We start from the raw sequence: 13891 nt of genomic DNA, 5'->3' as shown, positions 1-13891 counted from the left end.
GTCAGAGCTCGCCCGCGGCGAAGGCGGCGGCGTCGGAGGCGTCGCCGCCATAGCTCAGGTGGGCCAGGAAGTTCGCGCCGCCGGGCCGGCAGATCGGGTCGCCGTCGGCGCAGTAGTCCTTGGTACGGCTCTGGTACGTCCCGGTCACCTGACGGCCGATCGCGCGGATCGGGTTGCCGAACAGCAGCACGGCCGCGACCCGCGGGGCCAGCTCCGCCGGGATGGTCGCGACGATCGGGCCGCCGACGACCGCGCCGTCGCTGCTGACGCCGAGGGAGTTGTCGACGACGTTGGCGCCCTGGGAGTAGCCGACCAGGACGAACCGCTGCCGCGGGCAGGCCGCGGCCTGTGCCTCGACGTGGTTCACCAGGTCGGTGTTGCCCTTCTGCACCGACGCGGGTTCGCCGAGGTCGGCCGGGTAGTCGACCCGGTAACCGCTCACCGACCGCGGCCGCAGCCGGTCCTGCACGGCCTGGTAGACGGGGTCGCCGACGATGAAGCCGAGCGTGCCGGGTTCGAACGTGCCGCGGGCGACGGGCACGTCGACGTCGGTGCACGGCGCGGCCGACGCCGCGGGCGCGGCGGCGACGGCGATCCCGGCGGCGGCGAAGCCGATCGTGACGGCGGAGGAAAGCGAACGAATCATGGCTGATCCCACTTCTGCTGGGAAACTGAATGTTCGTAAACGCTTTCTCGAAATGCGCGCGAAAGCAAGGGAAGCTTCGATCGGCCGGGTGGAATTGTTCGGCCGGTGACAATCAATCCGATGTGGACACTCAGCTGACGGTGTCGACGTGGTCCACCAGCGCGGGGTCGAGGCCGCGCAGGGCGGCCATCACGAACCCGGTGGCCAGCTCGCCCGCCGCGATCGGGTCGACGCCGGGGGAGTGGGAGACGTGCATCGCGGCCCGGCCGACCAGGCCGACCATCATCGCGGCCAGCAGGTCCGCGCCGGCGCCGGGGGTGCGGCCGTGGGCCAGCAGGTGCTCCCGGACGCGGTCGACGACGTGCGTGGTGACGGTGTCGGCCAGCGCGCGGCGCTCGTTCGACATCTCGTCGACGGCGGAGTCGAACAGCATCCGGAAGCTGTCCGGGTGGGCGCCGGCGTAGCGGAACATGGCCATCACCGCGAGCCGGACGCGGTCTTCGAGAGGAGCCGCGCTCGCGGTTTCGTAGGCGGTGAGGACCCAGTTCCGCAGCGCGGCGACCTCGCGGCTCACGGTGGCGCGGAAAAGCGCGGCCTTGTCCCCGAAATGCGCGTAGAGCGTCGGTTTGGTGGAGTCGGCGCGAGCGGCGATCAGGTCCATGGTGGCCTGGGTGTAGCCGCGTTCGGCGAACACCGCGCGGGCGGCGTCGAGCAGCTGGTCGTCGGTGGGCCGGGCGGCCGGGCTCCGGCGCGTGCTGGATCGATCAGGGGACCGCGGCCTGCTCATGGAGGTGTACTGTACGGTCTCGCTGCTTTACCGCTCGGTAAAGCTCACCCGCCCCGCGAAGGGAGCCCGGTGTCCGGCGACCAAGCTCGGCGGCAAGTCCCGGTGGCGCACGAGGTGTCCGGACGCGCGGAGCTGGCCGCGCTCATGCGTCCGGCGATCCCGGCGCTGGTGGACTGGATCGTCCGGGAGGTGTGGCAGGCCGTCCCGGTCTACGCCCGGCACGGCCGCGTGACCCGGCACGGTGTCGAGCGCGCGGTGGTGCTGTTCGTCGACCTGGTCGAGGACCCGCTCGCACCGAGGGGCCGGCTGTACGAGACGTGCCGCCGGCTCGGCGCGGGCGAGGCGTACGAGGGCCGGACGCTCGACGACCTCCAGACGGCCTACCGCATCGGCACCCGCGCGGGCTGGCGGTGGATCATGCGCCTGGGCCGCCGGCAACGGCTGTCTTCGGCGGTGATGGCGAGCTTGGCGGAGATGCTGTTCGGTTACGCGGACGACCTGGCGCGGATGTCGATCCGCGGGCACCGCGAGGTGGAGGCGGAGCTCGGCGGCACGCGGGCGAGCCTGCGCCGCCGGCTGCTGCGCCTGGTCACCGGCCCGGTGCCGCCGGCGGACGCGGTGGTGGCCGAACTCGCGGCGGCGGCCGGCTGGCCGGTGCCCGGCGAGGTGGCCGCCGTCGTCCTCGAGTCGCCGGTGGAGCCGTGCTGGGGACCCGAGGTGCTGGCCGACCTCGAGCCGCCGCGGCCCTGGCTGGTGGTGCCGGCTCCGGTGGACGAGCGGTGGCTCGCCGGCCTCGGGGTCCGGGCCGCCGTGGGACCGCCGGTGCCGCCGCCGGCGTCGGCGCAGTCCCTGCGCTGGGCGCGGATGACGCTGCGGCTGGTGGGCGAAGGCGCGTTGCCGGACGCTCCGGTGACGTGGTGCGCGGACCACCTGACGACGCTGTGGCTGCTGTGCGACCCGGCCCTGGCGGAGCAGGTGGCCCGCCGGGAACTGGCCCCGCTGGACCGGTTCCCGGACCGCACGCGCCACCGCTTGAGCGAGACCTTGCTGTCGTGGCTGGAAAACGGCGGCAACTCGGAGAAGATCGCGGTCGACCTGTCGGTCCACCCGCAGACGGTCCGCTACCGCGTGCGGCAGCTGAAGGAGGCCTTCGGCGAGCGGCTGGAGGACGCCGAGGCGCGGTTCGCGATGCAGGCGGCGTTGCGGCTGTCGGCCCTGCGTCCCGGCGGCCCGTGACGGTCTCTCCCGCGAGCGGGGGAGACCGTCACCGACCTCAGTTCTTCACGAGGGCCGTGACCGCTTCCGCCAGCGGCGTCGTCGGGCGGCCGATCAGGCGGCTCAGGTCGCCGGAATCCGACGTCAGCTCGCCCTCGGCGATGCCGCGGTCGGCGTCGGCCAGCATGGCCGCGACCGGCTCGGGCAGCCCGGCGCCGACGAGCACCTTCCGGTACTGCTCGCCGGGCAGGTCCTGGTAGGTGACCGGCTTGCCCGCCGCGGCCGTCACGGCGGCGGCCAGGTCGGCGTAGCTCCACGGCTCGTCGCCGGCCAGTTCGTACACCTTGCCTTCGTGGCCCTCACCGGTCAGGACTTCGACGGCCGCCTCGGCGAAGTCGATCCGCGGGACGCCACCCAGCTTGCCGTCGCCGGCGCTGCCCACGAACGACCCGACGGTGAGCGCCCGGCCGATCGTCTGCGCGTAGTTCTCGGTGTACCAGCCGTTGCGCAGGAAGGTGAACGGCACACCCGACGCGCGGATGGCCTCCTCGGTGGCCTTGTGGTCCGGCGCGACGAACAGCTTCGTCGTGTCGGCGGCCAGGACGCTCGTGTAGGCGAGGTGGCCGACCCCGGCCTCGCGCGCGGCCGCGACGACGGCTTCGTGCTGGGCCAGCCGCTGCCCGGGCGTGCTGCTCGAAATGAGCAGCACCTTGTCCGCGCCGGCGAACGCCGCGGCGAGGCTCGCCGGGTCGTCGTAGTCGGCCCGCCGCACCTGCACGCCGCGCGCGGCGAACTCGGCGGCCTTCGCCGGGTCACGCACGGCGGCGACGACCTCGGCGGGCGCGACCTTCTTCAGCAGGCCTTCCACGACCAGGCGGCCGAGCTGGCCGGTGGCACCGGTGACCACGATCATCTGCTGCTCCTCGCTCTCGCTCTGCTTACCGTCAGAGTGTACTAACTTTTCGAAAGTGCAAACTATTGGTGAGCATCCTCACCTGGGCTTCCGGCGCGGGAGAGGTACCGTTGAGGTCATGAGCGAGGCGCCGGAGTGGCTGGACGAGCACGGGCAGGTGCTGTTCGACGTGTTCGCGCAGGCGTGCACGTCCCGGGCGACGCTCGAGCACATCACCGGCCGGTGGGGGATCCTGGCGATGGCCGCCCTCCACGACGGCACGCTCCGGTTCAACGCCCTGCGCCGGCGGGTGTCCGGGGTCAGCGAGAAGATGCTCGCCCAGACGCTGCAGGCCCTCGAGCGCGACGGCTTCGTCCACCGCGAGGCCCAGCCGACGATCCCGCCGAAGGTGGAGTACAGCCTGACCCCGCGCGGCCGCCGGACGGCGGCGCTGCTGCTGGCGCTGATCGAGGACGTCGAGGGGCAGATGCCCGAGGTGATGGCGGCCAACGCGGAGTACGACGCCGCGAAGCGCTGGTCGTAACGCGTTCTAGTTCTTTCAACGGAGCCGGACCGCTTCGAGTTCGCGGTCGCTCGGCAGCGCCTCGATCAGGGCGGGCGGGCCGGTGACCTTGGTGCCCCACAGGTCGTAGTCGGTGCCCAGGCACCACGAATGGTCCGCGGCCCAGAGGTTCGAGGGGCTGAAGTCGACTTCGGGGTTGTCGTACTGAGTGCCGGCGTCACCGAGGTGGTCGGCGCGCACCACGAGGTCGAGGCTTCCCTCGGTGGGCGGGGTGATGCCGACCGGCCAGCCACCTTCCTTCTTGGCCGAGGGGAAACACCGGAACCCGGGCAGCAGCCCGTCGGGAACGACGGCGTCGCCGGTGCGTTCGGCCGGTTCCGCCCAGCGCAGCCGTCGCCAGCCGGGGCCGAGGTGTTCGGCGCGGCCCAGCCCGCCGCCCGTGGTCACTGTCGTGGCTTCGAGGTCGATGCCTCCGACGACGAGTGGCTCGGCGCTTCCTGCGGCAAGTCGCGCCTGGCTGCGCTCGTGGTAGGTGGTGTCGGTCGGCCCGTTCTCGTGCTCGTGCATCGCGTTGAGCACCCAGGCCGCTGTACCCGATGGTGCGGGCGGCCACCGTTCGTCCATGCGTTCATGATCCCGGACGGGATCGGCGCCTTGCCCAAAGTTGGAACGTGTTCTAGTTTTGGGGAGTGAAGACCGATCTGGGCCTGTCCGGCGCCGTCGTCCTGGTGACCGGCGGTGTCCGCGGGGTGGGCCGGGGCATCACCGACGTGTTCCTCGCCCACGGCGCCCACGTGGTCACCTGCGCACGGCGCGAGACCGCCACCGAGGCCGAGTTCGTCCCGTGCGACGTCCGGGACGAAACCCAGGTCAAAACCCTCGTCGACGGCATCGTGGAGAACCACGGCCGCCTCGACGTCGTCGTCAACAACGCCGGCGGCGCCCCCTACGCGCCGGCCGCGACCGCCTCGCCGCGGCTGCACGACAAGGTCGTCCAGCTCAACCTGCTCGCTCCGCTCCTGGTCTCCCAGCACGCCAACGCCGTCATGCAACGGCAGGACACCGGCGGCTCGATCGTGATGGTCTCCAGCGTCAGCGGCACGCGCGCGTCGCCCGGGACCGCCGCCTACGGCGCCGCCAAGGCCGGGCTCGACAGCCTCACCGCCAGTCTCGCCGTCGAGTGGGCCCCCAAGGTGCGGGTCAACGCGCTCGACGTCGGCATGGTGCGCACCGAACAGGCGCACCTGCACTACGGCAGCGAAGCCGCCGTCGAAGCGGTCGGCAAGACCGTGCCGCTGGGGCGGCTGGCCGAGCCGGCGGAAGTGGGCGCCTGCGCCGCTTTCCTCGCCTCCGGCCTCGCTTCCTACGTCTCCGGCGCGACCCTGCTCGTGCACGGCGGGGGAGAGGTCCCGGCGTTCCTCGCCGCGGCCGACGTCAACCAACGGGAGGATTCGTGAGCGGGTTGTGCCAGGACCGGGTGGTCGTGGTGACCGGCGCCGGGCGCGGCATCGGGCGGGCCCACGCGCTCGCCTTCGCCGCCGAGGGCGCGCCGGTGGTGGTCAACGACGTGGACGGGGACGCGACCGCCGCGGTCGTCGCCGAGGTCGAGGCCCGGGGCGGGAAAGCCCTGGGCGACACCTCCGACGTCGCCGACTGGGCCGGTGCCAAGACCCTCGTCGACACCGCCCTGGGGCACTTCGGCCGCCTCGACGTGCTGGTCAACAACGCGGGGTTCGTCCGGGACCGGATGCTGGTCAACCTCGCCGAGGACGAATGGGACGCCGTCGTCCGCGTGCACCTCAAAGGTCACTTCGCGCCACTGAGGCACGCCGCCGAGCACTGGCGGGCCGAAGCGAAGGCCGGGCGCACGCCGAGCGCGCGCGTCATCAACACCAGCTCCGGCGCCGGGCTGCTGGGCAGCGTCGGCCAGGGCAACTACTCGGCGGCGAAGGCGGGCATCGCCGGGCTGACCGTCGTGGCGGCGGCCGAACTGGCGCGTTACGGGGTGACCGTGAACGCGATCGCGCCGGCCGCGCGGACCCGGATGACCGAGGCGGTCTTCGCGACGATGGCGCGCCCCGAGAGCGGCTTCGACGCGATGGCGCCGGAGAACGTCTCGCCCCTGGTCGTCTGGCTGGGCAGCGAGGAGTCCTCGCACGTCACCGGCCGCGTCTTCGAAGTCGAGGGCGGGAAGGTGTCCCTCGCCCAGGCGTGGCGGCACGGCCCGGTCGTGGACAAGGGAGAGCGCTGGGACCCGGCGGAACTGGGTCCGGTGGTCAAGGACCTGCTCGAGCGCGCGCCCGAGCCCGAGCCCGTCTACGGAGCGAGCTGATGGCGATCCTGACCAAGCGCGACGGGCACGTCGAGGTCGTCACGGTCGACTTCCCGCCGGTCAACGCGCTGCCCGTGCAGGGCTGGTTCGACCTCGCCGACGCGCTGAAGAAAGCCGGGGCGGACCCGGACGTCCACGTCGTGATCCTGCGCGCGGAGGGCCGCGGATTCAACGCCGGGGTCGACATCAAGGAGATCCAGCGCAGCGCGGGCTACGACGCGCTCGTCGGCGCGAACCGGGGCTGTTACGCCGCTTTCGGCGCGGTCTACGACTGCGCGGTCCCGGTCGTCGCGGCCGTGCACGGCTTCTGCCTCGGCGGCGGGATCGGGCTGGTCGGCAACGCCGACGTCATCCTCGCGTCCGACGACGCCACCTTCGGCGTCCCGGAAGTCGAGCGCGGCGCGCTCGGCGCCGCGACCCACCTGGCCCGGCTCGTGCCGCAGCACCTCATGCGCACCCTCTACTTCACCGCCCGCACCATCACCGCCGCCGAGCTGCACGCGCACGGCTCGGTCTACCGGGTCGTCCCGCGTGCGGAGCTGGACGACGCGGCGCTGGCCGTGGCCCGGGACATCGCGAAGAAGGACCCGCGGGTGATCCGGGCGGCCAAGGAGGCGCTGAACGGCATCGACACTCAGCAGGTGCACCGCAGCTACCGGTTCGAGCAGGGCTTCACCTTCGAGCTCAACCTGCTCGGCGCCTCCGACGAAGCCCGCGAGGAGTTCTTGAATGGCCGATAAGCGCACGACCGCCGACGAGGTGGCGGCCGAGCTGGAGGACGGCATGACGATCGGGATCGGCGGCTGGGGCTCGCGGCGCAAGCCGATGGCCCTGGTCCGCGCGATCCTCCGCACGCCCGTCAAGGACCTCACCGTCGTCTCCTACGGCGGCCCGGACGTGGGGTTGCTGTGCGCGGCGGGCAAGGTCGAGCGCGTGGTCTTCGGGTTCGTCACGCTGGATTCGATCCCGTACGACCCGTGGTTCGGCCGCGCCCGCGAGACCGGGGCGATCGAGGTGACCGAGTACGACGAAGGCATGTTCGGCACGGCGTTGTCGGCGGCGGCGCAGCGGCTTCCGTTCCTGCCGACGCGGGCCGGGCTCGGCTCGGAGGTGATGCGCGCCAACCCCGGCCTCCGCACGGTGCGTTCGCCGTACGAGGACGGCGAGGAGCTGGTCGCGGTCCCGGCGCAGCACCTGGACGTGGCGCTGGTGCACCTCAACCGCGCGGACGCCCGCGGCAACGCCCAGTACCTCGGCCCGGACCCGTACTTCGACGAGCTGTTCGGCCTGGCCGCCGCCCGGTGCTTCGTGTCGGTGGAAAAAGTCGTCGGCACGGCCGAGCTGACGGCGGCCGGGCCGGTGCAGTCCCTGCTGTTCAACCGGGGCAGCGTCGAGGGGGTCGTCGAGGCGCCGCGGGGCGCCCACTTCACGACGGCGGTGCCCGACTACGGCCGCGACGAGCGGTTCCAGCGGCACTACGCCGCCTGCGCCAAGGACCTCGACGCGTGGCCGGGGTTCGCCGACCGGTTCCTGTCGGGGGACGAGCGCAGTTATCTGTCCGAAGTGGACAAGTTCGAGGCGGAGGCGGCATGAGCGCGACCCGGGCCGAGATCGTCGTCGTGGCGATGGCCGAGGTGTTCCGCGGCGACGGGGAGATCGTGGCCAGCCCGATGGGATTCATCCCGCAGCTGGGCGCGAAGCTCGCGCGGCTGACCTTCGAGCCGGATCTCCTGATGTCCGACGGCGAGGCGTACCTGGTCACCGCCGACGGCGTGGTCGAGGGCTGGCAGCCGTTCCGCAAGATGCTCGACACGATCGTCCCGCACGGCCGCCGGCACGTCGTGATGGGCGCCAACCAGCTCGACCGGTACGGCAACCAGAACATCTCCGCCATCGGCGAGCACGCCCGCCCGAAGAAGCAGCTGCTCGGCGTGCGCGGCGCGCCGGGCAACAGCGTCAACCACCGCACGAGCTACTGGGTGCCCCGGCACTCCACGCGGGTCTTCGTGGACAGTGTCGACGTCGTTTCCGGGGTGGGGTACGACAACGCGGCGAAGGCGGGCCCCTCGGCGCAGAAGTACCACGACGTCCACCGGGTCGTGTCGAACCTCGGGGTGTTCGGCTTCGGCGGCGCGGACCACGCGATGCGGGCGGTGTCGCTGCACCCCGGCGTCACCCGCGAGGACGTCGACGCGGCGACGGCGTTCGAGATCGACTTCACCGGGACCGGGACCAGCCGGGAGCCGACGGCGGAGGAGCTGCGGCTGATCCGGGAGGTCCTCGACCCGAAGGGCCTGCGGGACAAGGAAATCCCGGCGTGAAGACGGCGCTGACCGAGCTCGCCGGCGTCGAGCACCCGGTCGTGCAGACCGGGATGGGCTGGGTCGCCGGGCCGCGGCTGGTCTCGGCGACGGCCGAGGCGGGCGCGCTCGGCATCCTCGCTTCGGCCACGATGACCTTCGCCGAGCTCGAGGCCGCGGTCACCGAAGTCAAGAAGCGCACGGAAAAGCCGTTCGGCGTCAACCTGCGCGCCGACGCTGCCGACGCGGGTGACCGTGTCGACCTGCTGATCCGCGAGGGCGTGAAGGTGGCGTCGTTCGCGCTCGCGCCGCGCAAGGAGATGATCGCGAAGCTGCGGGACCACGGGGTCGTCGTGATCCCGTCGGTCGGCGCGGCGCGGCACGCCGAGAAGGTCGCCGCCTGGGGCGCCGACGCCGTCATCGTCCAGGGCGGCGAAGGCGGCGGGCACACCGGGGGAGTGGCGACCACGCTGCTGCTGCCGTCGGTGCTCGACGCCGTCGACATCCCCGTCGTCGCGGCCGGCGGCTTCTTCGACGGGCGTGGTCTCGCCGCCGCGCTCGCCTACGGGGCCGCGGGGGTCGCGATGGGCACCCGGTTCCTGCTGAGCAAGGAGAGCACGGTCCCCGACGAGGTCAAGCGCGTCTACCTCGAGCAGGGTCTCACCGGGACGGTCGTCACCCGGCGCGTCGACGGCCTGCCGCACCGCGTGCTGCGCACCGACCTCGTCGAGAAGCTCGAACGCACCGGGCGCCTGCGCGGGCTGGCGCAGGCTGCGCGCAACGCGCTGCGCTTCCGGAATATCACCGGACTGTCCCCGGTTGCGATGGTCAAAGAAGGCTTCGCGATGAAGCACGGCAACGATCTGACCTGGAGTCAGCTGGTCATGGCGGCCAACACCCCGATGCTGTTGCGGGCGGGGCTGGTCGAGGGCCGGACGGACGCGGGAGTGCTAGCGTCGGGACAGGTGGTGGGCATGATCCACGACTTGCCCACGGTGGCCGGGATCGTCGAGGGCACAGTGGCCGAGGCGGGTGAGATACTCCGCCGTCTTGGCCGGCAAACGGGAGGATGAGTGAGCGTGGCGCTCAAGGTCGGTTACAAGGCGTCGGCGGAGCAGTTCGGACCGCGGGATCTGGTCGAGTACGCGGTGCGTGCCGAAGAGGTCGGCCTCGACTCGGTCTGGGTGTCGGACCACTTCCTGCCGTGGCGGCACGAGGGCGGCCACGCGCCGTGGGCGCTGGCGTGGATGCCGGCGGTGGCCGAGCGGACGAAGCGGGTGCAGATCGGCACCAGCGTGCTGACCCCGACGTTCCGGTACAACCCGGCGGTGATCGCCCAGGCGTTCGCGACGATGTCGCTGCTGTCGGGCGGCCGCGTGATCCTGGGCGTGGGCACCGGTGAGGCGCTGAACGAGATCGCCGTCTCCGGCCGCGAGTGGCCGGAGTTCAAGGAGCGCTTCGCCCGGCTGCGCGAGTCGATCAAGCTGATCCGCGAGCTGTGGACCAGCGACAACGTGAACTTCAAGGGCGACTACTACGAGCTGGTCGACGCGAAGATCTACGACCGGCCGGAGCAGCCGGTCCCGGTCTACGTCGCCGCGGGCGGCCCGGTGGTGGCCAAGTACGCGGGCCGCGCGGGCGACGGGTTCATCTGCACCTCGGGCAAGGGCATGGACCTCTACACCGAGAAGCTGATGCCGGCGGTCAAGGAAGGCGCCGAGGCGGCCGAGAAGACCGTCGAAGACGTCGACCGCACCATCGAGATCAAGATGTCCTACGACCGCGACCACGAGAAGGCGCTGGAGAACACCCGGTTCTGGGCGCCGCTGTCGCTGTCGGCGGAGCAGAAGCACACGGTCTCCTCGGCCGAGGAGATGGAGCGGCTGGCCGACGAGCTGCCGATCGAGCAGGTCGCCAAGCGGTGGATCGTGGCGTCGGACCCGGACGAGGCGGTGGCGCAGATCAAGCCGTACCTGGACGCGGGCCTGAACCACCTGGTCTTCCACGGCCCGGGCCACGACCAGGAGCGGTTCCTGACCCAGTTCTCCGAGGACGTGCTCCCGAAGCTGCGCGCCCTCGGCTGATCACAGCCGTTCGATGACGGTCACGTTGGCGGTGCCGCCGCCTTCGCACATCGTCTGCAGGCCGTAACGTCCCTCGCGACGCTCCAGCTCGTGCAGGAGCGTCGCGAGGAGCTTCGTCCCGGTGGCGCCGATCGGGTGGCCGAGGGCGATGCCGCCGCCGTTGACGTTGACGCGGGCGGGGTCCGCGCCCGTTTCGTCCAGCCACGCCAGCACCACGCTGGCGAACGCCTCGTTGACCTCGAACAGGTCGATGTCCTCGATCGTGAGCCCGGTTTTCCGCAGCGCGTGGGACGTCGCCGGGATCGGGCCGGTCAGCATCCACACCGGGTCCGCCGCGCGGACCGACAGGTGGTGGATGCGGGCCCGCGGCCGCAAACCGTGCTCCTCGACGAACGACGGAGACGCCAGCAGCGCCGCGCTCGCGCCGTCGGAGATCTGGCTGGCCACCGCGGCTGTCAGGCGCGACTCCGGCGAAAGCGGCTTCAGGCCGCGCATCCGCTCCAAGGACGTGTCCCGGCGCGGCCCTTCGTCCTGCGCGAAGCCGTCGACCGGCGCGATCTCCGCGTCGAACCGCCCGGAATCGATGGCGGCCAGGGCCCGCTGGTGGCTGCGGAACGCGTACTCCTCCATGGCTTCGCGGCTGATGTCCCAGTGCTCGGCGATCATGTCGGCGCTGCGGAACTGCGACACCTCGACGCTGCCGTAGCGCTCCTGCCAGCCCTTCGAGCCGGAGAACGGGTCGTCGAAACCGTACTCGCGCCCGGCCAGCATCGCCGCGCTGATCGGGATGCGGCTCATGTTCTGCACTCCGCCGGCCAGCACGAGGTCCTGCGTGCCGGACATGACGGCCTGCGCCGCGAAGTGCACCGCCTGCTGGCTCGACCCGCACTGCCGGTCGACCGTCACCCCGGGCACGTGGTCGGGGTAGCCGGCCGCGAGCCACGCGGTGCGAGCGAGGTTGCCCGACTGCGGGCCGAGTGTGTCGGTGCAGCCGAGGATGACGTCGTCGACGAGGTCCGGGTCGACCCCGGCGCGCTCGACGACCGCCCGGATGACGTGCGCGCCGAGGTCGGCGGAGTGCCACCCGGACAGCGCGCCGCCGCGCCGGCCGACCGGGGTGCGGACGGCGTCGAGGAGGAAGGCTTCGGGCACGGGTGCTCCTAGGGGTGCTGGCTGGAGACGGAGACGACTTCGCCGGTGAGGTAGCTCGCGTAGTCGCTGGCGAGGAAGACCATGACGTTGGCGACCTCCCAGGGTTCGGCCGCGCGGCCGAACGCTTCCCGCTTGGTCAGGTCGGCCAGGAGCTCGTCGCTGGTCACCTTGGCCAGGAACGGGTGCATGGCCAGGCTGGGGGCGACGGCGTTGACGCGGACGTGGTGCTCGGCGGCGTCGAGGGCCGAGCACCGCGTCAGCGCCATGACCCCGGCTTTCGCGGCGGCGTAGTGGGCTTGGCCGGCTTGGGCGCGCCAGCCGATCACCGAGGCGTTGTTGACGATCGCGCCGCCGCCCCCCTGTGCCACGAACTGCTTCAAGGCCGCCCGGGTGCACCGGAAGGTTCCGGTGAGCGTGATGTCGAGGACCTTCGACCACTCGTCGTCGGTCATGTCCAGCACGGACTTCGTGCCGCCGAGCCCGGCGTTGTTGACCATGACGTCCAAGCGCCCGAAGTGGCCGACGGCACCGTCGATCAGCGCCTGGACCTGGTCGTCCTTCGTGACGTCGCACGGGATGGCGTGCACCTTGCCCAGTTCGGCCAGTTCGGCGGCCTTCTCGCCGAGGCGCCGTTCGTGCCAGTCGCTGACGACGACGCTCGCGCCTTCTTCGAGGCAGCGCCTGGCGACGGCGGAGCCGATGCCGGTGCCGGCCGCGGCGGTCACCACGACGACCTTGCCGGACAGCAGGTCGTGGCCGGGCGGGTACTGGGGGATCACGGTCGCGCCTCCCGGGGCAGGCCGAGCACGCGCTCGGCGATGATGTTCCGCTCGATTTCGTCCGACCCGCCGTAGATGGTGTCGGCGCGGGTGAACAGGTAGAGCCGCTGGAAGTCGTCCAGTTCGCCGGCGACGCCGACCAGGGACCGCGCCCCGCGGGCGCGCATGGCGAGTTCGCCGAGCCCGCGGTGCCACTGGGCCCACAGGAGCTTGCCGACGGCGACCTCCGGTCCGGCGGCCCGGCCGAGGGTGCGCAGGGCGTGCGCGCGCAGGACGCGCAGGCCGAGGCGGGCGCGGGTGAGGTCGGCGCGCAGGAGCGGGTCGTCGTAGGTGCCGAGCCGCTTGGCCTCGGCGGTGATGTCGTCGAGTTCGCGGCGGAAGCCGATCTGCTGGCCGAGGGTGGAGACGCCGCGTTCGAAGCCGAGGGTGGCCATGGCGATCTTCCAGCCCTCGCCCGGTGCGCCGACGACCAGGTCGGCGGGCGTGCGGGCGTCGTCGAAGAAGACTTCGTTGAACTCCGAGGTCCCGGTGAGCTGCTGGATCGGCCGCACGGTCACACCGTCCTGGCGCAGCGGCACGAGGAGGTAGGAGAGGCCGTGGTGGCGCCGGGAGCCCGGTTCGGTACGGGCGACGACGAAGCACCAGTCGGCCACGTGGGCCAGGGACGTCCAGATCTTCTGGCCGTTCACTATCCATTCGCCGTCGCGCCGGACCGCGCTGGTGGAGACGGCGGCGAGGTCGGAGCCGGCACCCGGCTCGGAGTAGCCCTGGCACCACAGCTCCTCGACGGAGACGATCTTCGGCAGGAACCGGGCTTGCTGCTCGGGCGTGCCGAAGGCGATGAGCGTCGGGCCGAGCAGCTGTTCGCCGATGTGGTTGACGCGGGCGGGCGCCCCGGAAGCCGCGTATTCCTCGTGGAAGGCGACCTGGTCGTCGAGGGAGAGGCCGCGGCCGCCGTGGTCGACCGGCCAGCCGACGCACGTCCAGCCCGCGGCGGCGAGGTGGCGTTCCCAGGCCAGCCGCAGGTCGAACGCCTCGTGCTCGCGCCCGGGACCCCCGAGGCCGCGCAGCCCGGCGAACTCGCCGGTCAGGTTGTCGGCGAGCCAGCCCGCGACCTCGCGGCGGAATCGCGTCGGTTCCACGCACGCCTCCTTGCTGCCGGGCCGGTCCGGCACCTAGGG

16 protein-coding genes are annotated in these 13891 nt (G+C 72.2%); 9 read left to right on the top strand and 7 right to left on the bottom strand.

What is annotated here, in order from left to right:
• Nucleotide 1: 1 nt before the first annotated feature.
• Nucleotides 2-646: a cutinase family protein gene (locus ACWEVP_RS26950; RefSeq protein ID WP_452065334.1), complete on the bottom strand. Its 645-nt coding sequence runs from the start codon at nt 644-646 to the stop codon at nt 2-4.
• Between the two features lie 130 nt (nt 647-776).
• A complete protein-coding gene (locus ACWEVP_RS26945) occupies nt 777-1433 on the bottom strand; it encodes a TetR/AcrR family transcriptional regulator (RefSeq protein WP_452065333.1) in 657 nt (218 codons plus the stop codon).
• A 69-nt stretch (nt 1434-1502) separates the two neighbouring features.
• On the opposite strand from ACWEVP_RS26945, the gene ACWEVP_RS26940 reads away from it, so the two are divergent.
• Nucleotides 1503-2669 (top strand): PucR family transcriptional regulator, encoded by a 1167-nt coding sequence (locus tag ACWEVP_RS26940; RefSeq protein ID WP_452065332.1) that lies wholly within the window; start codon nt 1503-1505, stop codon nt 2667-2669.
• Nucleotides 2670-2706: 37 nt separating this feature from the next.
• Here ACWEVP_RS26940 and ACWEVP_RS26935 read toward each other — a convergent pair whose 3' ends face one another.
• On the bottom strand, nt 2707-3561 hold the full coding sequence (locus tag ACWEVP_RS26935) for an SDR family oxidoreductase (protein ID WP_452065331.1): 855 nt from the start codon (nt 3559-3561) through the stop codon (nt 2707-2709).
• Nucleotides 3562-3679: 118 nt separating this feature from the next.
• On the opposite strand from ACWEVP_RS26935, the gene ACWEVP_RS26930 reads away from it, so the two are divergent.
• Nucleotides 3680-4084: a winged helix-turn-helix transcriptional regulator gene (locus ACWEVP_RS26930; protein WP_452065330.1), complete on the top strand. Its 405-nt coding sequence runs from the start codon at nt 3680-3682 to the stop codon at nt 4082-4084.
• A gap of 15 nt (nt 4085-4099) precedes the next feature.
• Here ACWEVP_RS26930 and ACWEVP_RS26925 read toward each other — a convergent pair whose 3' ends face one another.
• Nucleotides 4100-4687 (bottom strand): hypothetical protein, encoded by a 588-nt coding sequence (locus tag ACWEVP_RS26925; RefSeq protein ID WP_452065329.1) that lies wholly within the window; start codon nt 4685-4687, stop codon nt 4100-4102.
• Between the two features lie 65 nt (nt 4688-4752).
• On the opposite strand from ACWEVP_RS26925, the gene ACWEVP_RS26920 reads away from it, so the two are divergent.
• Genes ACWEVP_RS26920 through fgd form a run of 7 tightly spaced genes read left to right on the top strand, consistent with a single transcriptional unit; the run spans nt 4753 to nt 10779 of the window.
• The gene (locus ACWEVP_RS26920) at nt 4753-5520 is read left to right on the top strand and encodes an SDR family oxidoreductase (RefSeq protein WP_452065328.1); all 768 of its coding nucleotides are present in this window, start codon (nt 4753-4755) and stop codon (nt 5518-5520) included.
• Complete coding sequence (locus ACWEVP_RS26915) at nt 5517-6395, top strand: SDR family oxidoreductase (RefSeq protein ID WP_452065327.1); 879 nt, start codon at nt 5517-5519, stop codon at nt 6393-6395. The genes ACWEVP_RS26920 and ACWEVP_RS26915 overlap by 4 nt, the downstream gene beginning before the upstream one ends.
• A complete protein-coding gene (locus ACWEVP_RS26910) occupies nt 6395-7135 on the top strand; it encodes an enoyl-CoA hydratase family protein (RefSeq protein WP_452065326.1) in 741 nt (246 codons plus the stop codon). The genes ACWEVP_RS26915 and ACWEVP_RS26910 overlap by 1 nt, the downstream gene beginning before the upstream one ends.
• The gene (locus ACWEVP_RS26905) at nt 7125-7988 is read left to right on the top strand and encodes a CoA transferase subunit A (protein ID WP_452065325.1); all 864 of its coding nucleotides are present in this window, start codon (nt 7125-7127) and stop codon (nt 7986-7988) included. The genes ACWEVP_RS26910 and ACWEVP_RS26905 overlap by 11 nt, the downstream gene beginning before the upstream one ends.
• A complete protein-coding gene (locus ACWEVP_RS26900; protein ID WP_452065324.1) occupies nt 7985-8716 on the top strand; it encodes a CoA-transferase subunit beta in 732 nt (243 codons plus the stop codon). Before ACWEVP_RS26905 ends, ACWEVP_RS26900 begins: the two co-directional genes overlap by 4 nt.
• Nucleotides 8713-9768: an NAD(P)H-dependent flavin oxidoreductase gene (locus tag ACWEVP_RS26895; RefSeq protein WP_452065323.1), complete on the top strand. Its 1056-nt coding sequence runs from the start codon at nt 8713-8715 to the stop codon at nt 9766-9768. The genes ACWEVP_RS26900 and ACWEVP_RS26895 overlap by 4 nt, the downstream gene beginning before the upstream one ends.
• A 6-nt stretch (nt 9769-9774) precedes the next feature.
• Complete coding sequence (fgd, locus tag ACWEVP_RS26890; protein ID WP_452065601.1) at nt 9775-10779, top strand: glucose-6-phosphate dehydrogenase (coenzyme-F420); 1005 nt, start codon at nt 9775-9777, stop codon at nt 10777-10779.
• Here fgd and ACWEVP_RS26885 read toward each other — a convergent pair whose 3' ends face one another.
• From ACWEVP_RS26885 to ACWEVP_RS26875, 3 genes are read right to left on the bottom strand one after another with little or no spacing between them, the layout of a single operon-like run.
• Nucleotides 10780-11931 (bottom strand): acetyl-CoA C-acetyltransferase, encoded by a 1152-nt coding sequence (locus ACWEVP_RS26885; RefSeq protein WP_452065322.1) that lies wholly within the window; start codon nt 11929-11931, stop codon nt 10780-10782.
• 8 nt (nt 11932-11939) lie between these two features.
• Nucleotides 11940-12710 (bottom strand): SDR family oxidoreductase, encoded by a 771-nt coding sequence (locus ACWEVP_RS26880; RefSeq protein ID WP_452065321.1) that lies wholly within the window; start codon nt 12708-12710, stop codon nt 11940-11942.
• A complete protein-coding gene (locus ACWEVP_RS26875) occupies nt 12707-13852 on the bottom strand; it encodes an acyl-CoA dehydrogenase family protein (protein WP_452065320.1) in 1146 nt (381 codons plus the stop codon). Before ACWEVP_RS26875 ends, ACWEVP_RS26880 begins: the two co-directional genes overlap by 4 nt.
• Nucleotides 13853-13891 lie beyond the last annotated feature (39 nt).

It is taken from the genome of Amycolatopsis sp. NPDC003865, from assembly GCF_053605345.1.
Note: the sequence above shows the minus strand (reverse complement) of the source record. Positions and strands in the feature narration are given on the sequence as shown.

What these genes read in the sequence shown, in the direction of transcription:
- ACWEVP_RS26900 (WP_452065324.1), top strand. Translation starts at nt 7,985, where the DNA reads ATGAGCGCGACCCGGGCCGAGATCGTCGTCGTGGCGATGGCCGAGGTG.
- ACWEVP_RS26935 (WP_452065331.1), bottom strand. Translation starts at nt 3,561, where the DNA reads ATGATCGTGGTCACCGGTGCCACCGGCCAGCTCGGCCGCCTGGTCGTG.
- ACWEVP_RS26910 (WP_452065326.1), top strand. Translation starts at nt 6,395, where the DNA reads ATGGCGATCCTGACCAAGCGCGACGGGCACGTCGAGGTCGTCACGGTC.
- ACWEVP_RS26945 (WP_452065333.1), bottom strand. Translation starts at nt 1,433, where the DNA reads ATGAGCAGGCCGCGGTCCCCTGATCGATCCAGCACGCGCCGGAGCCCG.
- ACWEVP_RS26925 (WP_452065329.1), bottom strand. Translation starts at nt 4,687, where the DNA reads ATGGACGAACGGTGGCCGCCCGCACCATCGGGTACAGCGGCCTGGGTG.
- ACWEVP_RS26950 (WP_452065334.1), bottom strand. Translation starts at nt 646, where the DNA reads ATGATTCGTTCGCTTTCCTCCGCCGTCACGATCGGCTTCGCCGCCGCC.
- ACWEVP_RS26930 (WP_452065330.1), top strand. Translation starts at nt 3,680, where the DNA reads ATGAGCGAGGCGCCGGAGTGGCTGGACGAGCACGGGCAGGTGCTGTTC.
- ACWEVP_RS26905 (WP_452065325.1), top strand. Translation starts at nt 7,125, where the DNA reads ATGGCCGATAAGCGCACGACCGCCGACGAGGTGGCGGCCGAGCTGGAG.